21 protein-coding genes and 1 tRNA gene are annotated in these 18,985 nt (G+C 54.7%); 1 reads left to right on the top strand and 21 read right to left on the bottom strand.

Annotation, left to right across the window (positions count from 1 at the left end):
• Positions 1-4: 4 nt before the first annotated feature.
• The 13 genes from MHFGQ_RS04790 to MHFGQ_RS04730 form a co-directional block, all read right to left on the bottom strand.
• Positions 5-757 carry an FhaA domain-containing protein gene (locus tag MHFGQ_RS04790; RefSeq protein ID WP_106006407.1) on the bottom strand — a complete coding sequence of 251 codons (753 nt, stop codon included), beginning with the start codon at positions 755-757 and terminating at the stop codon, positions 5-7.
• Positions 757-1,824 carry a 23S rRNA (adenine(2503)-C(2))-methyltransferase RlmN gene (gene rlmN, locus MHFGQ_RS04785; RefSeq protein ID WP_106006408.1) on the bottom strand — a complete coding sequence of 356 codons (1,068 nt, stop codon included), beginning with the start codon at positions 1,822-1,824 and terminating at the stop codon, positions 757-759. The genes MHFGQ_RS04790 and rlmN overlap by 1 nt, the downstream gene beginning before the upstream one ends.
• Before the next feature lie 131 nt (positions 1,825-1,955).
• Positions 1,956-2,090, bottom strand: coding sequence for an AgrD family cyclic lactone autoinducer peptide (locus tag MHFGQ_RS04780; RefSeq protein WP_106006409.1), 135 nt, complete (start codon positions 2,088-2,090; stop codon positions 1,956-1,958).
• Positions 2,091-2,114: 24 nt separating this feature from the next.
• On the bottom strand, positions 2,115-2,753 hold the full coding sequence (locus tag MHFGQ_RS04775) for an accessory gene regulator ArgB-like protein (protein ID WP_170066400.1): 639 nt from the start codon (positions 2,751-2,753) through the stop codon (positions 2,115-2,117).
• Between the two features lie 94 nt (positions 2,754-2,847).
• Complete coding sequence (locus MHFGQ_RS04770) at positions 2,848-3,705, bottom strand: sensor histidine kinase (protein WP_170066401.1); 858 nt, start codon at positions 3,703-3,705, stop codon at positions 2,848-2,850.
• A complete protein-coding gene (locus MHFGQ_RS04765) occupies positions 3,702-4,211 on the bottom strand; it encodes a hypothetical protein (RefSeq protein ID WP_106006410.1) in 510 nt (169 codons plus the stop codon). Before MHFGQ_RS04765 ends, MHFGQ_RS04770 begins: the two co-directional genes overlap by 4 nt.
• Positions 4,212-4,298: 87 nt before the next feature.
• Positions 4,299-5,684 carry a 16S rRNA (cytosine(967)-C(5))-methyltransferase RsmB gene (rsmB, locus tag MHFGQ_RS04760; protein ID WP_106006411.1) on the bottom strand — a complete coding sequence of 462 codons (1,386 nt, stop codon included), beginning with the start codon at positions 5,682-5,684 and terminating at the stop codon, positions 4,299-4,301.
• Complete coding sequence (locus MHFGQ_RS04755) at positions 5,677-6,483, bottom strand: DUF116 domain-containing protein (protein ID WP_106006412.1); 807 nt, start codon at positions 6,481-6,483, stop codon at positions 5,677-5,679. Before MHFGQ_RS04755 ends, rsmB begins: the two co-directional genes overlap by 8 nt.
• A complete protein-coding gene (fmt, locus tag MHFGQ_RS04750) occupies positions 6,474-7,409 on the bottom strand; it encodes a methionyl-tRNA formyltransferase (protein ID WP_106006413.1) in 936 nt (311 codons plus the stop codon). Before fmt ends, MHFGQ_RS04755 begins: the two co-directional genes overlap by 10 nt.
• Before the next feature lie 3 nt (positions 7,410-7,412).
• A complete protein-coding gene (gene def / locus MHFGQ_RS04745; protein ID WP_106006414.1) occupies positions 7,413-7,880 on the bottom strand; it encodes a peptide deformylase in 468 nt (155 codons plus the stop codon).
• Between the two features lie 19 nt (positions 7,881-7,899).
• Positions 7,900-10,152, bottom strand: coding sequence for a replication restart helicase PriA (gene priA, locus MHFGQ_RS04740; RefSeq protein ID WP_106006415.1), 2,253 nt, complete (start codon positions 10,150-10,152; stop codon positions 7,900-7,902).
• A gap of 100 nt (positions 10,153-10,252) precedes the next feature.
• On the bottom strand, positions 10,253-11,629 hold the full coding sequence (locus MHFGQ_RS04735; RefSeq protein ID WP_106006416.1) for a stalk domain-containing protein: 1,377 nt from the start codon (positions 11,627-11,629) through the stop codon (positions 10,253-10,255).
• Positions 11,630-11,944: 315 nt separating this feature from the next.
• Positions 11,945-12,175, bottom strand: a complete 231-nt coding sequence (locus MHFGQ_RS04730; RefSeq protein ID WP_146127177.1) for a hypothetical protein — start codon at positions 12,173-12,175, stop codon at positions 11,945-11,947.
• 194 nt (positions 12,176-12,369) lie between these two features.
• On the opposite strand from MHFGQ_RS04730, the gene MHFGQ_RS04725 reads away from it, so the two are divergent.
• Positions 12,370-12,753: a hypothetical protein gene (locus tag MHFGQ_RS04725; protein WP_106006419.1), complete on the top strand. Its 384-nt coding sequence runs from the start codon at positions 12,370-12,372 to the stop codon at positions 12,751-12,753.
• A 285-nt stretch (positions 12,754-13,038) separates the two neighbouring features.
• Here MHFGQ_RS04725 and MHFGQ_RS04720 read toward each other — a convergent pair.
• The 8 genes from MHFGQ_RS04720 to rpoZ form a co-directional block, all read right to left on the bottom strand.
• Positions 13,039-13,113, bottom strand: a tRNA-Thr gene (locus MHFGQ_RS04720).
• 438 nt (positions 13,114-13,551) lie between these two features.
• Positions 13,552-15,261, bottom strand: coding sequence for an IS200/IS605 family accessory protein TnpB-related protein (locus MHFGQ_RS04715; RefSeq protein ID WP_343105532.1), 1,710 nt, complete (start codon positions 15,259-15,261; stop codon positions 13,552-13,554).
• On the bottom strand, positions 15,224-15,760 hold the full coding sequence (locus MHFGQ_RS04710) for an IS607 family transposase (protein ID WP_343105531.1): 537 nt from the start codon (positions 15,758-15,760) through the stop codon (positions 15,224-15,226). The genes MHFGQ_RS04715 and MHFGQ_RS04710 overlap by 38 nt, the downstream gene beginning before the upstream one ends.
• Positions 15,747-15,890 (bottom strand): MerR family DNA-binding transcriptional regulator, encoded by a 144-nt coding sequence (locus tag MHFGQ_RS04705; RefSeq protein ID WP_343105530.1) that lies wholly within the window; start codon positions 15,888-15,890, stop codon positions 15,747-15,749. The genes MHFGQ_RS04710 and MHFGQ_RS04705 overlap by 14 nt, the downstream gene beginning before the upstream one ends.
• Positions 15,891-15,924: 34 nt before the next feature.
• Positions 15,925-16,296: a YdcF family protein gene (locus MHFGQ_RS04700; protein WP_245907876.1), complete on the bottom strand. Its 372-nt coding sequence runs from the start codon at positions 16,294-16,296 to the stop codon at positions 15,925-15,927.
• A gap of 54 nt (positions 16,297-16,350) precedes the next feature.
• Complete coding sequence (gene metK, locus MHFGQ_RS04695; protein WP_106005869.1) at positions 16,351-17,538, bottom strand: methionine adenosyltransferase; 1,188 nt, start codon at positions 17,536-17,538, stop codon at positions 16,351-16,353.
• Positions 17,528-18,778: a bifunctional phosphopantothenoylcysteine decarboxylase/phosphopantothenate--cysteine ligase CoaBC gene (gene coaBC, locus MHFGQ_RS04690; RefSeq protein ID WP_106005870.1), complete on the bottom strand. Its 1,251-nt coding sequence runs from the start codon at positions 18,776-18,778 to the stop codon at positions 17,528-17,530. The genes metK and coaBC overlap by 11 nt, the downstream gene beginning before the upstream one ends.
• Positions 18,775-18,978: a DNA-directed RNA polymerase subunit omega gene (rpoZ, locus tag MHFGQ_RS04685; RefSeq protein ID WP_106005871.1), complete on the bottom strand. Its 204-nt coding sequence runs from the start codon at positions 18,976-18,978 to the stop codon at positions 18,775-18,777. The genes coaBC and rpoZ overlap by 4 nt, the downstream gene beginning before the upstream one ends.
• Between the last annotated feature and the right edge of the window lie 7 nt (positions 18,979-18,985).

Here is an 18,985-nt window from a genome sequence, read left to right as displayed (position 1 = left end):
TAGATTAGCTTAACTGTAATTCTAACACGGTGCGGCCGACTTGTATACAATCCCCTGGCGTCAAAAAAGCCCGCTCAACCCTTTTACCATTAATCAGCATACCGTTGCGGCTTCCCAAATCAACCACTAAAACCCGCTGGTGGCTTTCCTCCAGCTGACAATGGCGGCGAGACACCTGCTCGTCGGTAAGGAGAAAATCACAGGCCGGATGGCGCCCGATAACCTGTTTCCCTGGCCGCAGCAGGAAAGTCCGCCCGGCGTCCGGCCCGGCGGTGACGACAAGCTTAAAGGAAGGCCGCCGCGTCTCTTCGACCCGTTCCTCAGCGACGCCTTTGTAGATTAAAGTGTCGTCCTCTTGGACGGTTTCAAACTTTTTATCTTCTAAATGCCCTTCTTCCATGCGGGCGTGGATGCGCACATCTCCCGGCGCCACCTCTTCCTCCACTTCAAATTCCACCCTGGGTTCACCAACCATCGTTAAATTTTGCTCGGCGGCTTTTCTTTTTAAATAGTCGGCCAGTTCTTCGGCCAGGGCGTGTTCAAAGGCCGAGAGGCGTTCAAAGTCCCCTGGATTTAAATGGACTAAATAAATATTGGGCACGTAAACCCTGCTGACGCTTACCGTTCGCTGCGCCAGCATGGTTTTTGCCATTCTTTTAGCGATTTCTACCGGTTGCAAAGGTACGCCGGTACCGCGGCGAAAAAGATTATCAAACAGCCGCTGCCAGAAACGTTCATTTTTTTCCAGCAAGTCCATCAAAACACCTCCCGGTGGGCTTCGGCGCGCAGCTGGCCGCAGGCGGCGGCTATATCCCGGCCCCGGCTTTCCCTTACGGCGGCCGCCAATCCATGCTCTTCAAGCCAGGAAGCAAACATCCGGGCTTTTGCCCGGTTCGTACCCCTAAAGGGATCGCCGGGGATGGGGTTTAAAGGAATCAGGTTGACAAAGGCCGGTACGCCCCGAAGCAGCTCGACCAGGCGCCGGGCGTCGCGACGACGGTCGTTGAGGCCGTCGATGAGGGCATACTCAAAGGTAATCCGCCGGCCGGTAACTCGACCGTAATGGCGGCAGGCCGGAATCAATTCTTCCAGGGGATAGCGCCTATTGATGGGCATTAACCGCTCCCGCAGTTCATTGGTGGCGGCGTGCAGGGAAACGGCCAGTTCCAAGGGCGGTTTTTCTCCCGCCAGCCGCTTAATTTGGGGTACCAGCCCGCAGGTAGACACGGTTATACGGCGGTGGCTTATACCCCAACCATCCGGATGTTCGAAAATGCGTGCCGCTTTTATCACGGCCCGGTAGTTAAGGAGGGGTTCTCCCATCCCCATAAAGACGATATTGCTAAGGCGTGCGTCCGGCATCTCCCGGCGGACCTCTTCCATTAAGGCCAGGGCCTGAAGGATGATTTCCCCTGTCGTCAAGTTGCGGCGGAACCCGCTTTGTCCGGTAGCACAAAAGGTGCATCCCATGGCGCAGCCCACCTGGCTCGACAAACAAGCCGTCAGCCTCCGGCGGCCTTCATCATAGATCATGAGAACGCATTCGATGAGCTCACCGTCCACCAGGCTTAGCAGCAGCTTGCGGGTCAGCCCGCCGTCCGCCACACGGCGATCCATTACTTTTACCGGTAGGAGAAAGGCCTTTTCCGCCAGTCGTTCCCGGAAGTCCGCGGGCAGATCGGTCATAACCGCCAGGCTTGTAGCCAGGCGTCGATGGAGCCAGCGAAAGAGCTGGCGGCCGCGGTAGGGCTCTACCCCAAGGGTAGCGGCCAGCTCCGCCAGTTCTCCGGGCAGCAGACCCCTGAGGTCGATGCTGGTATTCATAACCATCTCCTGTTTTATTATTAGTGAAGCTAAACCATAATATACCACATTAACCACCGGTGGCATCAACTTCATGAAAAAAAAGGGGAGTTAATCCCCTTTAATTATAGTAGATAAAACCCTTTAACCCTTTATCTGCGCAAACGGGCCGGCACTTCAGGTTGATGCCACGCCAGGAGGCTGGTAGGTAAAGCCCCGGCATTGGCCACCAGCACGGCAAGGGCCACACTTAAAGTAACCGCCGCTGCTGCTAGCTTCTTCCACATGGAATTTCACCTCCCATACCATTTTCATCCCAGGGGCAAAAGGCGCTTTAAAAATCTGTCCACCCGTCCCACGACGGTAAAACCTAGAGGGGTAAGGGATAAACTCTGGCAAGTTAGGGCCGCCATGCTCGCGATCAAAACCCCGGGCGACCAACCCCGATAATAACCAAGTAAGACCAGTACCAACCATGCCAGCAGCCACAGATAACATGCCGTTTTTAACCTGGCGCGGCGCACCGGACTGATGATGGGAGCGGCTTCCGTATCCCGGGGCGCCAGCCGCCGGGCGATTAACAGGCTTACGCCGTATACCAGGAGAAAACCCGCCGGTAATATTCCGGCCATAAAATACGCCAGCCTGTGCCCTATGAATGCTAAGAGGTTTAAAGTCAGCGCCGACAATATCAAGCAGCGGTAATAGGCGCTGCAGTGGGGGCCGCCGGACAAGAGGCGGTAGGTGGCCATGGTAATGAGGGCTGCCGTCATTTCCGGCAGCAGGCCCAGGTACCTGGCCGTCGCCACAAAAACCGCGAGCTGGAGCAGACCCCCAATGAGCACTTCCAGGCCGAAGGCCACCACCTCGACCTCCGGTCGCCGGTAGTTTGCCGGCAGTCGGGTCACCAGGTATGCCGCCGCTGTTCCGGCCACATCATGGATACTCAACAATGTTTTACCTACTCCATAAATACTTGTTGTTTTTACCATATTATTCTACATATTTCTTCAATTTCCTCCTTGGGATAGAAAATTTTTGCAATCAAAATGGAAATTTTATCGTGAATACCGTTCCCTGGTCACTGCTCAACACATCAATCCGGCCATTATATTCAGTTACCAGTTTTCGGACGATATAGAGTCCCTGGCCGTGGTTTTCTTTGCCTTCCCTCTTGGTGGTAAAACCCCTCTCAAAGATTTTCTGCTGCATCTCCAGGGGAATAACCGGTCCGGTGTTGCCCACTTCAAAGCAGTAATAATTACCGGCAGTAAAAATCCGCAGCCATATGCGCTTCTCTACACCGGGCCTGGCCGCCAGAGCGGCTTCAACGGCATTGTCCAGGAGGTTGCCGAAGATGCTGGTTATCACGGCCTGGGGCAGAAAAAAATCCTTCAAATCGCTGTTTATTTCAAACTGAAAGCCGATGCCCAGAGATTCCGCCACGGCGGCCTTGGTCTGCAAAAGGGCCGCCAGCACCGGCTGGTTGACCTCGATGATGCGGGTGGGCTGGCGCACCATGCTGCAGATGGAAGTTATGTACTCCAGGGCGTCCTCGTCCCTTTTCAACTGCAGTAGCCCGTAAACCGCCTGCAGGTGGCTGATGAAATCGTGGCGCTGGGCCCTTAAATTATTCAAGCTTTCCTTTAAATTTTCGATATAGAGCTCCTGCTGCATGATCTTCTTTTCCCGCCGCGCCGCCGTAAACAAAACATATATCAAACCCACCGAACTCAACATCAGCAGGGAGGACAGTGATAAATGACCAAATGTGGTCCTTTCCAGGGGCAAAATGGGAAAAGCGCGGCCGACGTAGAAGTTAATATTTAAAATGCTGATTATAACGCTTTGAAAAAGAACAAGCAAAATGATGAGCCACAGGAGGTTATTTTGCTTCATCATTTATTTCCTTCTTTGTATTTCCTTCCGGTTAATCCCAACCGCGGTTCATCTTTAGGAAGAAGGGATATGCGCCGCCGGCGTAATATATAAGCCGCCAAAGCCAGAATGATTTCTTCCGGCAAAGGAAAAAGGATGCGCCGCCAGGGATCGGTTACGGCCCTTTCAAAGGGAATCCCGGTCAAAAAAATCATGGCGGGGATGGTAATGCTCTCCACCAGTCCTAAGGCCACCAGGCTCAAAAATGCGGCCATCAGCCCCCGCCATAGATCAAGGCGTAAAACAAGGTGCATGGTCAGTGCCATAACCGCTATACCGCTCAAGGTATGTATCCCGAAACCCAGGGGCAGACGGCGGAAGAAAAAAGAAAAAACCGCCACGATTATTCCCGTTGTAACGATCCCTCGCATGCGGGGGTATTTCCCCACCAGGGCCAGGCCTAGGGTAACTAAAATAATCTCCTCCGGTATCGACTGAAAAAGCAAAGACGTCCAGGGCATCACGTCCATATATCTTTTGCCCTCCAAAACCCTAAAAAATTGGCAACGGAAAATTTTTTCCTGCCAAACTTATTCTACATAAAAAGGGAAAACCCTTTAAAGGTCGACTTTCTTGAGACGCGCCATGAAAAACCCGTCGGTGCCGTGGCGCTGGGGCAGCAGCTGGATCCACCCCTGCCCGGCTTGTTCCTCCATATCCTGGGGTATGACCGGTAGGAATGGTTTTAAAGAGACAAGGGAGAAATGGGGCGCCTGTTCCAGAAACTGCCTGATGACTTCCTGGTTTTCCTCAGAGGCCAGGGAACAGGTGCTGTAAACCAGGACACCACCGGGTTTTAAGGCCTTTTCCGCTCCCAGAAGAATTTCCAGCTGTAGTTTTGCCATTTCCTTTATACCGGCCGGCTCTTTGCGCCAGCGGGCATCGGGCCGCCGCCGCAGCACTCCCAGCCCGGAGCAGGGAGCATCGATGAGCAAATAATCGGCGCGTTCCGGGTACCTTTCACCCAGTTCGCGGGCGTCGGCCAGAACCGGCTGTACGCAGGTGACGCCGAGGCGGCGGCAGTTTTCCCTAATTAATTGCAGACGTGAAGGATGGACGTCACAGGCAAGGATGGTTCCGCTGTTTCCCATAAGCTGGGCCAGATGGGTTGTTTTGCCGCCAGGGGCGGCGCTGGCATCGATGACAAGGGACCCCGGGGCCGGTTTTAAAGCAAGACTCACCAGCTGGGATGCTTCATCCTGCACGTAGAACAGTCCTTCAGCAAAGGAAGGACTGGCTTCCACCCCTCCCAGACCTTCGACTATAAAGCCTTCCGGCGCAAAGGTTGTGGGGCAGACTATAGCACCCTCCCCTTCCAGGCGGGCGGCGAGGGCGGTGGCGTTTGTTTTCAGGGTGTTAACCCGAATGACCAGGGGGGGAGGTTCATTGTCGGCGCGGCACAGGGCTTCTGTTTCTTGGTAGCCGAACTGGGCCAGCCACTTTTCAACCAGCCAGCGGGGATGATAATAGCGCAGGGCAAGAAAACCGGCGGGATCTTCTGCCGGATCGGGATAAGGCAGGCTTTCTTTACCTCGCTCCAGGCTGCGCAGGACGCCGTTGACCAGGCCGGCAGTACCCCGGTGACCGTATTTTTTGGCCAGTTCCACCGTTTCGTATATGGCCGCCCGCGCCGGTATCCGTGGGAAAAACATGAGCTGGGCTCCGCCCAGGCGCAACAGACAGCGAATCCACGGCGGTAGTTTAATAAAGGGATGTTTTAAAAAAAGGCCGACGGCCCAATCCAGGGTATGCCAGGCCTTAATGGCGGCATAAGCCAGCTCCGTCGCCAGGGTGCGCTCACGACCTTCCAGTCCGGCGGCCTTCAAGACTTCGTCCAGGGCCAGGTTGGCGTAGGCCCCTTCTTCGGTCACCCGGTAAATTACCTGCAGGGCCGCCTCCCGAGCCGAGGCGGCCGGACGGAGCTTTACCGAAGGTTTAAACACTGCTACCTATTTTCCACCCTTCCCTGTATACCTGGGGCCTGGTCATTGCTTTTCCGTATAGGAAAAACTGAACGGCCTCCTCTACCTGATTTAGATTAACCTGGGTATTAAGGCAGGGGCCATGGGGCCTTAAATTTACAACCCCCAGCACCGGCAGAGGCTGGGTGTCCTGAATACCGCTGGTGAGATCCCGTTCGCAGGCAATAGCCACTACCGCCCGTGGCCGGTATTGTTTGACAAAGTGCCGGGCAAGAGTCCCTCCCGTGGCCACGGCCAGGCGGATGCCGTACTTCTCTGCCAGGGCATGGAGGGCATCCACGGGACAGCGACCACAACGGCGGCAGTTGGAGACGTCGATGGTGATTTTATGGGGACAGCCGCTCCACTGCAAGCAGTGGGGAGCCAGCAGGAGAATACGTTCGGGTTCGAGGCGCAGGCCCTGCAGGCGCACCAGCTGGTTGTTCATTTCAATGAAGGAGGCTTTAATGGCGTCCTCTTTAACCCCCAAACGCCTGCCCAGGGCCAGGGCTACGGGAAACAGGGTATTTACGGCAATTATCCCCAAGCGCTGGAAAAACGGCAGGCTCCGTTCCTGCCATAAAATCAACACCAGCCCGGCGATCCCCAGGGCAATGATCAAAAAAAGGACGGCCAGGGTAAAGATGCCCAGGATCAAAAGGACACGGTTTAATACGCTGGTATGATTGGCCAGGAGATACCAGCCCCCGGCCATTACTGCCGTGATAAATAAAAGGCTTAGAGCCAGCAGGCCGATAAACAACCGCTTTTTTATCCGCATCCTAAAACCTCCCCCGGAATAAGGGGATAGCCGCGTAAATAGGCGTCCGCCGGCATCACCTTTTTTCCTTCGGGCTGCACGGCAGTGATAAGAAGCCTTCCCCTGCCCGTCTGAACGACAAAACCTGCTTCCAGGATTGCCTCTACCCGACCAGGCGGACCAACGTTAGTCGTATCCAAAATCTTGGCGCCGTAAACCTTTAGACGGGAACCCTTCCTTAAGGTATAGGCCCCCGGCCATGGGTTCAAACCGCGGATGAGGTTATAAACCTTTTCCGCGGGCTGCGTCCAATCAATAACCTCTTCCTCCGGGCTGAGGGGCGGAGCATAGGTGGCGAGGGCCTCATCCTGGGGATGGCGGGGAGCCCTCCCTGCGGCCACCAGATCGAGGGTGCGAACCAGGAGTTCCGCCCCTACCAAGGCCAAGCGATCGTGGATCTCGCCGGTAGTCGCATCCGGTCCAATGGGTACCCTTTCCTGGAGGATGATGTCGCCGGCGTCCAGCTGCGGCGCCATCCACATGGTGGTAACGCCCGTTTCGGTTTCGCCGTTCATCACCGCCCGGTGGATGGGGGCCGCGCCCCGGTAACGGGGTAAAAGGGAAGCATGGAGATTGATACAACCCTTCTCCGGCATTTTCAGGACGACCTCCGGAAGGATTCGCCCGAAGGCAACAACGACAATGACTTCCGGCCGCCACGCCTTGAGACCCAAAAGAAACCCTTCCTCCTTCATGGCCGCCGGTTGACTCACCGGCAAGCCCACCGCCAGTGCCGCTTCTTTGACGGGAGGAGGCTGCAGCCTTTTACCCCTGCCCCGGGGGCGGTCCGGCTGGGTCACCACGCCCACGACTTCATGCCGGGAATCGAGGAGGGCCCTAAGGGAGGGCACGGCAAAATCAGGAGTGCCCATAAAGACCAGGCGCATTTTTTACTCCTCCCCCGGTTTGTTCTCCAGCCAGCGCACGACTTTATCTATGAATAGGACGCCGTCGAGGTGGTCAATCTCGTGCTGTAGAGCCCGGGCCAGGAATCCTTCGGCCTTAATTTCTTTAGTTCTGCCATGGCGGTCTAAACCCCGTACGACCACGGCGGCCGCCCGTGGCACTTCCCCTTGGGCTCCGGGAATGCTCAGGCACCCTTCCGGCCCTATTTCCCTACCTTGAGCGGTTACGATTTCCGGGTTAATGAGCTCAATCAGCCCCTCCCCTACGTCAACGACAATAACCCGCTTTAAAACCCCAATTTGTGGCGCTGCCAGGCCTACGCCGGGTGCGGCGTACATGGTGTCGGCCATATTGTCCAGCAGTTTCCATATGTTAGGGGTGATTTTTTTAACTTCCTGGGCTTTTTCCCGCAATAAGGGGTCGGGATAAAGTACAATCTGATAGACTGCCAATTCCCATGCCTCCTGCCTGTTACCAGGGATTAATCGGCCCCACATCTACTATCATGCGTATGGTGCGGCGGCCAATATAGGGCGCTAAAATGGGGGTCAGGCGGTTTTTATACCGCGACCAACCGGGTACCTTGAGCATCAATTGCCAGCGATAAAGGTCCTTAAGGCGGGAAGGATACCCGGGGGCAGGCCCCAGAACCTGAATGTTACTCTCTGCGTTACTTATCAATTCGGCCACTTCATGGGCAGCTGCTATCACCTCTGCCTCATCTGAGCCGGTAAATCCCAACCTTACCAGTTTAACAAAAGGGGGGTAGCCCAGGCGCCGGCGCATTGCTATCTCCTGGGCATAAAAGCGCTGATAGTCCTGGAAGGCGGCCAAAGCAATGGCCGGATCCTGGGGATTGTAGGTCTGGATGACGACCGTACCCGGGGCGTCCCGCCGTCCGGCCCGCCCGGCCACCTGGGTTAAAAGTTGAAAGGTGCGTTCCCGGGCGCGAAAATCCGGCTGATACAAAGACAAATCGGCGTTCACCACTCCCACGAGGGTTACTCCGGGAAAATCCATGCCTTTGGTTATGGTCTGGGTGCCGATAAGGATATCGGCTTCGCCACCGGCAAAGGTCCGGTAAATCTTTTCCCACTGCCCCTTTTTAGCCGTAGTATCCCTGTCGGCCCGTAAAATCCTTGCCCCAGGCCATAGGGCCCGTACCTCTTCTTCTACCCTTTGGGTGCCGGAACCGAGGCGAGAGAGGTTCCCCCCGCAGACGGGGCATTTGCCTTCCGCCCTTTCTATGTAGCCGCAATAGTGGCACCTCAGCGTTCCGTCACGGTGATAGGTCAGGGCCACGGCACAGTGGCGACACAAGGGAACATGGCCGCACTGACGGCAGAGGACGTAAGGAGCGTACCCCCGCCGGTTTAAAAAAAGGATAGCCTGGCGTCCTGCCGTCAGGACGCCGTTTATCTCTTCTACCAGGCGCCGGCTTAAAATGCCGTGGTGACCGTCGTGAAACTCAGCCCGCAAGTCAACTATTTCCACCCGGGGCAGGCCGGCATTTCCGGCCCGCTGCGGTAGTTCTAATAAATGTATTTTTCCCTGGCCGGCCAGGTAAAATATCTCGGTGCTGGGGGTGGCGCTCCCCAGGACCACCACCGCCCTCTGGAGCTGCCCGCGCTTGATGGCCACCTCCCGAGCGTCATAGCGGGGCGCCGTATCCTGTTTATAACTGCCGGCATGTTCTTCATCAACGACGATGAGCCCTAACCGCGGCATGGGGGTAAAGAGGGCCGCCCGCGTGCCGACTATCACCCGGACCTTCCCAATGCGGGCCCGCTCCCAAACGGCCGCCCTTTCCCCGTCGGCCAGTTCGCCATGGACGACGGCCACCTCTGCCTCCAGCCTCTGGTTTATTCTGGTCACCATCTGGGGGATTAAGGAATGTTCCGGTACAAGGAACATGACCTGGTATCCCCTGGCCAGGGCCTCGGCGGCGCAGCTCAAGTAAACTTCAGTTTTCCCGCTGCCGGTAACCCCGTAAAGTAAAAATGTCCCACCGCGACCCAGGGCGGCGTTAATGGAGGTGGCCGCCCTTAACTGGGCCGCATCCAAGGTTATGTGCCGGCCTGTCCCATCAGGCTTGACCGCCGCGGCTTGTGCCGCCCCCTCCACGTCCGTGGGCAAGCGCCTCTCCTTCGGCATTCCCCGCCAGGACCACTCGTTCCGGACCAGGCCGTGGGCTTTTAAAGCCTCCAGAGCCGCCCTTACCTCCCGTCTGGGCCCTAACTGCAGCAGCTGGCTTTCCCAAGCCGCACCGCGACGGGATAGATATTCGGCCACGTCCCCCGCCGGTGCGGGAAGGCAGCTAACTAAACTTATGGCGCCATTCACCCCTTCTTCCCCGGAGGGCAGCCAGCACCACCGCCGCTCCAGGCGGCGGCCCGCCGCCGGCGGCATAAGGGCATTAACGGCCACGGCCAAAGGGCATACATAGCGCCCGGCCACATAACGGCCGATTTCTATCATTTCCGGCGGCAGGAACTCCTTTACCAGGACGGCGGCGACGTCCTTCAGCTCGGTGCGGTCAGTTCTTTCCTTTATAGCGACTACGACACCAACGGCCCTACGCTTCCCCAGGGGCACCAGGACCAGGGAACCCATTTGTACCTGCCCTGACAATTCCGGCGCCACTCGATAGCTTAGCGTCCCGTCATTATTGCCGGCGTAAACAGGGGTCGAGCTGACGGCAACTTCCACTACTAAATTCGTCAACTCGACCCCCTCCTGGTTCCATGATCCATTGCAATTATTATAACAGATTTATCTTCTATGGGTAAGCATTATTTGGCTAACAAAAGCACGTTATACCGTTTTACGGCACAACGTAAACCAATGCGCCCTCTCCTGCGTGTTCCGATGGAACCTCACCGATCGCCCAACCGGGCGACGTGGTTTCAAGATAAAAGTATTTAACGCCGTCCTTCAGGTAGTAACTGCCCTCACAGTTTGGGCATTCAACTCCAATTGCCATGTGACCCGGATTGCCCCTGAAGACCAACAGCGCCGTTTTGTAACCCATCGCCTTGAGAATTGCCGCCAGTAAGATGGATTTATCTTCACAGTCCCCGCCTTCTACCAACGTCTCCACTGGATACTTTGGGTACTCACCCTTTTCACTTACGTAGGGTATTGCTTCCTGGACGAAAGATGCAGCTAACTCTATTCTCTCTTCTGGGTTTTGAGGCGCCTTTTCGGCAAGCACTCCCGCCAGGGTACTTACCAGTTCGTAATTCCCCTCTTCCGTTACGTATGGTATGTAACCATCACGGATCTGCCGATACTCCGCCGCTTGATACAACCACTGCAACCTTTGATATTCTGATAAAATTCGCTTGAGTTCGCTTTGAGCTTGATTATATGCGCTCATATACGTTTGATATTTTTGCCATGCTTCGTAATAAGAGTCCCCTGGCAAAATCCTGCAGCGCTGATACCAGTATTCCATATAACTCCGGAGCTCTTCTGCGCGCCGCCTTAAATTGTTGACCTGTTCTATGTATTCTTTTAAAATGCGTTCATGGATTCTTGGTTGACTCCTGTAATATTGATACATTTCTTCCGGAACGGGAACACGCCATATCCACTCGTTGTTCTCTTTATCATACCACTTATATTCCTTGAGAATTGCTTTATAGTCGACAACGGGTTTTTCGAGGGCCTTTTCCTGTCCGTTGTCACCTGAAAGCGTTCCTGCCTTGGCCGTTTCGTTAGAACCCCCAACAGTAATGGTTTTGGATACAGAATCCCATTCTATAGAAACGCCCAACGAGTGAGCCAACCAGCGAATGGGCAGCATGACCCGGCCCGCTATTACTTCCGGGGCAACATCCATCACAACAACCTTTCCATTAATTGTGAGTTCATTGCTGCCAATAATAAGCTGAACAACCTGGTTCTCCTTTACAATCATGACCTTTTTCATCTTAGGATCCCAAATGATGTTTTCATCTGTTATACCCATCGCTTTTGCTACATAGCGCAGCGGTATGTAAGTTCTGCCATCTTTGATATATGGTGCCACATCCATATCAAAAGTGACGCCGTTTAGTAAATACGAGGTTTTTCCTATGGTGAAAACTGCGATATTATCCCCTCCGGCCCAGGCTGGGCAAACAAAAAGAAAAATCGCCGCTAGTACCATTAAAACAACAACGACCGGCCTCTTATTCGTACTGTTTTCTCGCCTCATTTACTCCTCCCCCTTCGACCCGTCGGCGCAGTTCCACTTACCACTAATTCCATTATAAGCCTCCTCAGTGCCAGCGCATTTGCGCGGGCGCTTAGGAGGCCTGAAGCGTTGCCAGCCAAAATTCTCAATCGCCCGTCGGGCCACTACGGCCAGGATGGGGTAAGTTAACACCGTGAAAAAGTCTACCTGTGTTGAGGAAATATCTTTAGTCATTAGTCAGGGCCAGCTTTACCCCCACGAATAAAAAAAGCGGCAATACTGTCAGTGCCGGAAACTCGTTGATAGTTAAGCCGTCCGGGTCATTCCAGAAACCTTTCATGCTCTCACCGCCCCACGAACAGCGCCACTATAGCCCCAAGCAGCGCTACGGCCGTGGTGATACTTAACCCCACGGCCCACTGCCTGGTCAAGTTTCTCATCCAGGCTTTTTCGGCGTTCTTCCTTGCTCGCCTTCCACTCCCGCAGCTCCTGCACCAAGTCCGTCAAGCTATTCACATCCTTCTGCAACCTGTCATGGTACAGGAAGACCTGCACCGACATTACCATGCCTCCTCCCCACCAAAATTAAAGCCGCCCGGGTGGACGGCTAAAACTTAGGCCCCCATGCCGTGGCCTCATCATAGTTCTACAACTAGCACCCTTCATACCTAAATTCTAGCTTAATTGTTTAACTTAAAATGGAACCTTTTCCACGTGAACCCATATTATATTATCAAAGATTAAAAAAAGGAGTGATCCACATGTCTCAAGAGGCTAATACAAATACAATTTTTGACAAGATTAAAGAGGGTTTACCTGAAAAAAAGGACCCGGTATTGGAAGAACTGGAGTCCGCCATTAACGAGTTGCAACTCGACGAGGACAAAAAAGACGGGGACAAAAAAGAAGACAAAAAAATTGGCATTGAGTTCGAGTGCGGCGATTGTTGCAAAAAAGTCATAAACGGATCCAAATTGTTTTTCATCCCGGGTTTTGTTGTTCTAGTTCCGGCGCATGGCGATTGCCTTTTCATGAAGGTATTCAGCGGCGGCAAGCTCGTTGATAAACAGATCATGAGGAAAATCATAATTCCTGTAGACCGTATTTGTGCTATTGAAATTGAACCCGTGCAAATAGACCCCTAACCTAAAAACCCCGGGATAGCAACCTTCCTCTTCCTTCAAAGCTCAAGCCGCCCAGTTGGGCGGCTTGCTGCACATAAAAGTCCTACTGCGCTACTGCGTCGAAGAAACCAGATACTCCGCCACAGCTATGCTGTTGTCTATTGATGCGTCAAACAAGTGGGCACCCCTGCCTTTGGCTAGCAGACTGGTGCTGCCTAGCCTGCAGTGGACTTTCACCACCAAGTAACGCCCATGCCGGGCGCACAAAATGGCCTCCGTCTCAAACCCCGGAGGCCTTGATATTCCTGGAGCTGATGGAGGGATTCGAACCCTCGACCTGCGCATTACGAGTGCGCTGCTCTACCCCTGAGCCACATCAGCATCAGTCACACGTGATATTATAACACCGCCCAAGTGGGAAATCAATACCGCGTCTTTCTTATCAAACCGGAAGAAGCCAAACAATCAATCTCACCAGATTTGCTATAACCTGGTTCAAAAAACCTAACAATTCTTGACACATCATATCAATCCTTATTAGGCGGCCTCCCCATGACCAGGCTTTTCGCTCCTTTCGGATTTGATTTGCCTGCCCCTGGGAGCAGGCTGCGCGACAGGGAGACCTCGGCCCCGGGGGTCTCACCCGGACGGGAGAACGGCACTTCACGGGCGCAAGGCGCGGCCTTAAGGAGAACCATAAAAGTTCCCGCCTTGCGTTGACCGTCAAGTGGTCCAGCACTTTATTCTTTCAGGTGCCGGACGCCTCCGCGCGATCTGTTAGATGCGGCCTACCGGTTTGTCCGATACCGGCTAACGGGGTCACCTACTTGATAAAGCGAGCTGCTTCAAGTCATGCCAGACTGAATAAAAGGATTCCTGTTTATAGCGGTCTAAGCCGTTATGAACGGAAACCTTTTCGCCCAGCCGCATGATTTGCTGCTTCACCTTTCGGGTCATCCCTTTTCCTTCCCCAGGCAAGGAATTCGCCTTTTGGTTCAGCTTTTCTTTAATGGCTTGGATTTTTTGTTTTAACTCTTTGGTGATGTGTTCTTTAAAACCTATTGCCCGGCGGGCGATTGCCAATGCGGCGGCATGGTGGATTGTTACCCCATACCGCTCCATGTATTTCCAATAGCCGATGGTGGAAGTGTGAGCTGGCCGGACCGGCTTTACGCCGACGCCTTCTTTGTAGGCTTTACGGATAATAGCTTCGGTTATCTTCCGGTAAGGAAAATTGGCCGCCATGCGATTGAACTTTTTATCGGTGTCCAGCCGGTCTTTGCCGAAGTCCAGGTCTTCTATAGCGATAGATTTGCCTAAAACTCTGGCGATGTTCACCACTACCTGGGCCAGAACGCCGATGAGGTAAGTACGTCTAAAACTGCGGCTGTAAGCCAGTTCCGGTATCTTGATGTAAAGGAAACCGTTCGGGTGTACTATCGTCTGAAACTCTCCGGCAAATTTGTGCAAGGCTTTGGGATAAGGAACAGTGAAGCCTTCCGGCCAGGGCTCGGGCTGGCCAAAATAATTAACGTTAGCCAGAGCTACCCCATCTGGGTTGGTGTCTATCCCAAGGTAGCCGCGGTTGGGGTCGGTCACCAATTCAGGCGCCGTCACGGTGAAGGCGATATGGACCCTGTACCGGTTGTCACGGCCTCTAATCAATTCAACGTTATAGGGTGCGCCGGAAAGAAGCAACTCCCACACCTTGAGCCGGTGTTTTTCCGGCAGCCAGAGCTCTCCTTCCACCCGCGGTGCCCTGGTCATTATGGGCCTTCCTTTGCTGTCAGTACCTTTCTGCTCGGATAAATGGGAAATAGTGACCGCCAGGGTAAATCTCCCCTCCTGGTAAGCTACCTTCATGTTGGGGTTGCCGCCTTTAGTTTCGTCGCCCCGGGCGTATAACCGGTTTTGCCGGGTGTGGCGCCATTCTTCCCGGCTGGCCTTGCCCCGGCAGACCTGCCGCCATAAGGCCCGTCCCCCGAATACTACCTTGGGGATAGTGCCGTCAGCTTCATGCTTCTGGAGTTCGGCCAGTTTGGCGGCAAGCTTTTTGACCCGGGCTTTGCGGCCGTGGAGAATACGTTTGGTTTTCTCGATTTTTGCCGGGTCTTTGGCCTTGATCGCTTTGTCCAGGACCTTTGCAGCCCAGTGGAATTTCTTTTTGGCCCGGGCGAGTTTGGCTTCTGTCTCCTTGATTTCCAGCGCTTGAAGTTCTTTTTGTGATTCTATGATAGCCCTCGCTTTCAGTATGGCGTCGTCACAATAGCGGGAGTTTAAGCCGAATACCCCTTGGCCTTCTTGTTTGAGTTTTTCCCGGGAACGACCCCCCAGCAACCTGTTAAACGCCCAGCGCTCGCAGGCACAGAAAAGGCGCATCTCGGTGCCCAGCGGGTCTTCATCCCCCCGGCTCCATTTCTTGGACCGGTAAGCAGGGTAAACTTCCGGAAACCACTCGCCGCAGATGGTATACTTAAGACCGCCGTTAAGTTCACTCATTCTCTTTTTGTTCTTTCGCTGTTTCTTCATCCAGCTCCACTCCCGCGATTAGTTTCCGAAACCCCTGCCTCACTTTTTTGCCGCCCCTGGCCCCGTATAACCGGGCAGTAAATGACGTGACTATGGCCAGCAAGTCCCGGACCAATTCAGTATGGGCGTCTTCCGGCTCTTTTTCCGCTATGGCGATTATTTCTACGCCGCAATATTTTAAATGACGCTCAATGTACGAATATCCGAAACGGGCCAGCCGGTCGGGGTACTCAATAATAAGTTTCTTATACTCACCCTGCTCGGCTAACTTGAGTACGTTGGCCAGGCCACGGCGCTTCTGATTCAAGCCGCTGGCCACGTCCGCAAATTCCGCCCTGATGGTAAACCCGTGTTCTCCAGCATACTGGCGCAGCCGTTCCATCTGCCGCTCCAGGTTGCCGGCATCGGCCTGCTTTTTGGTGGACACCCGGGCATACAGCACGGCTGTCTCGCGTCCGTCAATCAATTGGCCGGACTGTAAGAGCTTATTGAAGTTCATCCATGGAGTACCGGCGCTGGCCTCCAGGCAAACGGACAGGCTTGATTAAGCCCCGCTTTTCCCAGTTGCGCAGGCTGTTAGGATGGACGCCCAGTTTCTTTGCCGCTTTGCTGATGGTTAATAGTTCCATAACTTTATGGTAAGCTTTTTGTTATGTTTTGTCATTATTTATTAATCTGTTGGTAACTGCTACATACCTCCCGCAACACCAGGGGTGGCCGAAATATTGTCGTTTTCTGAACGCCACAACCGGAAGCGTCTATACCCACCCGCCTGGCTTCATTGACGGCCCGCAGCAATTGGTAATTATCGTGCTTTTGCATGATTTCCCTGGCGCCCTCAAGGTTCTCCCTGGTATTGCGCGATTTAACTTCTTCATAGACAACATCACGGGGTATCCCGCTGGCGATAAGGGTTAAGCGGGCGGCGGTACCTTCGGGGGTCGGATTCAAGGTACCGGCACCGCCCGTCGTAATTATCGCCGGCGCATACCCCTTATGAAAAAGATCTTCGGTAATTGCCAGTCGCTCCAGCAAAGCCGGGCTGGGACCGTTCTGCCAGACGGCGGCCCCCAGGACGATGATTCTGCCCTAAATCCCGGCAGCCTCCTGCAGGGCTTCTACCTTGTCCAGGCGCTCCCAGGGCAGGTCCAGGTCGGTCCGGCCGAAATGGCCGTAAACCGCAACCTGTTTGTAAATCGGCCGACGCAAATCGAGATCCCGAATAATAGCCCCGGGACGCAGGTCGAAATGGGCCTTGATTAACTCTACCAGCCGCTCGTCGCTGATTTTGCCCGTGCCGTAGGTCTCCACGCTGATCGATACCGGCCTGGCTACGCCGATGGCGTAGGCCACCTGAACCTCACAGCGATCGGCCAACCCGGCGGCCACCACGTTTTTGGCCACATAGCGGGCCGCATAAGCCGCCGAGCGGTCTACTTTGGTGGGGTCCTTGCCGGAAAGGGCCCCACCGCCGTGGCGGGCCATACCGCCGTAGGTATCAACGATTATTTTGCGTCCGGTAAGGCCGGTATCCCCCTGGGGACCGCCGATTACAAAACGACCCGTGGGGTTGATAAAATACCGCGTCCGGTTGTCCAGCATTTCTGCGGGAATCACCGGTTTAATAACTGTTTCCAAAACTTCGTTTCTCAAAGTTGCCATGTTAATATCGGGGTGATGCTGGGTGGAAATTACGACTGTATCCACCCGCACCGGCCGGCCGTCTTCATACTCGACCGTTACCTGGGATTTACCGTCCGGCCGCAAGTAAGGCAGAATCCTTTCTTTGCGCACTTCGGCCAACCTGCGGGTCAGCCTGTGGGCCAGGGCAATGGGCATGGGCATATATTCCGGCGTCTCCCGGGTGGCATAGCCGAACATCATTCCCTGGTCGCCGGCGCCCAGGGTCTCTACTTCATCTGCGGCCAAACCTTCCTTTTTCTCCCACGCTTCATTGACGCCCATGGCGATATCAGGCGATTGCTCATCAATTGAGGTTATTACCGCACAGGTATCACAGTCGAAGCCGAATTTCGCCCTCGTGTAACCAACTTCACGAATGGTTTCCCTGGCGACCCGCGGAATGTCTACATAACAGCTGGTAGTGATCTGCCCGGCCACCAGAACTAAACCGGTGCTGACGAGACATTCGCAGGCCACCCGGGCCTGGGGATCCTTTTCAATGATGGCATCCAGCACGGCGTCGGCAATGCGGTCGGCTATTTTGTCGGGATGCCCTTCGGTTACCGATTCGGAAGTAAATAACTTACGCGTCATTTCTGCATTCCTCCCTTTCCGGCCCCTTTTCCCTTTCCCGCCCCGGAAAATGCGGCAGGGTTTTTACGGCGTCCAGGATGCGGTGGGCTGCTTCCAATTTGGTCAGACGGGGAAGCTCCTCTTTTCTCCCGTCAGGGAAAAGTAGGGTGCAAATATTGGTATCGCTGCCGAATCCCGCTCCGGGCCGGGTAACGTCATTTGCCACTATTAAATCGAGGCGCTTGTCTTCCAGCTTTTGCCGGGCATTGGCTAGCAGTTCCTCTGTTTCTGCCGCAAACCCCACTAATATTTGTCTTTCCTTTCTCCTGCCCAGGGAGGCCAGGATGTCTACCGTGGGTTCCAGCTCAAGGATCAGCTTGTGGTTATCGCCTTTTTTAATCTTTTGCGCCGAGCGGGACGCCGGTCGAAAATCAGCCACGGCGGCTGCCTTCAAAACAACGTCCGCCTTATCAAAATTTTTGACCACGGCATTCCACATTTCTTCTGCCGTCTCTACCCGCACCATTTCTACCTCGGAGGGCGGCGGCAGGGAACTGGCGGAAATCAGGGTCACCCGGGCACCGCGCTCCCAGGCGGCCTGGGCCAGGGCATAACCCATCTTTCCGGAACTGTAATTCCCTATGTACCTCACCGGATCCAGGGGCTCCCTGGTGCCTCCGGCAGTAACCAACACGAATAGTTCTCGGTAATCCTGGGGTGCCAGGGAGCGCCGGCAGGCGGCAACAATTCGCTCTAACCCGGCCAGGCGCCCTTTGCCCGTGGTGCCGCAGGCCAGAAAACCTTCTTCGGGTTCGATGATGCTCCACCCCCGCCGTCGTAAAACGGCCAAATTTTCCTGGACGGCAGCGTTGGCATACATATTGACATTCATGGCCGGAGCTACCAGGGCGGGACAGGTGACGGCCAGGGCCGTGGTACTCAGGAGATCGTCGGCCAGCCCCAAAGCCAGTTTGGCCAATATGTTGGCCGTCGCGGGGGCGATAAGAAAAAGATCGGCCTTATTGGCCAAATCGATATGGGTCAGGGGACTTCCTCCGCCGTTAAACATTTCCTTTAAGGCCGGACGACCGGTGAGGGTGCTGAAGGTAAGGGGGGCGATAAATTCTTCCGCCTCGGCCGTCATAAGGACCTGAACGGCGGCCCCTTCCTGAACCAGCTGACGGCATAAATCTGCCGCTTTATAGGCGGCAATCCCGCCGCATACCCCCAACAGAATGGTTTTTCCTTCTAAAAACCTCACGCCTTCTTTTTACCCCATTCGTATTTAATTTTCCCCTCAGCGATTTCCATGAGGGCTACCGTCACGGGCTTTGTCCCTTTGGGGTATTTATCGGCAAACTGGCTTTCCGTCAGCTGCCGCGCCCTCTTGGCGGCCAGAACCGCCAGGGCGTACTTGCTGCCGACGCGGCTTTCCAGCTTATCCAGGGATGGCTGCTTCAATATTACT

It is taken from the genome of Moorella humiferrea, assembly GCF_039233145.1.
GTDB classification, from domain to species: Bacteria; Bacillota; DSM-521; order Neomoorellales; family Neomoorellaceae; genus Neomoorella; species Neomoorella humiferrea.
This window is presented reverse-complemented; position numbering and strand designations above follow the sequence as displayed.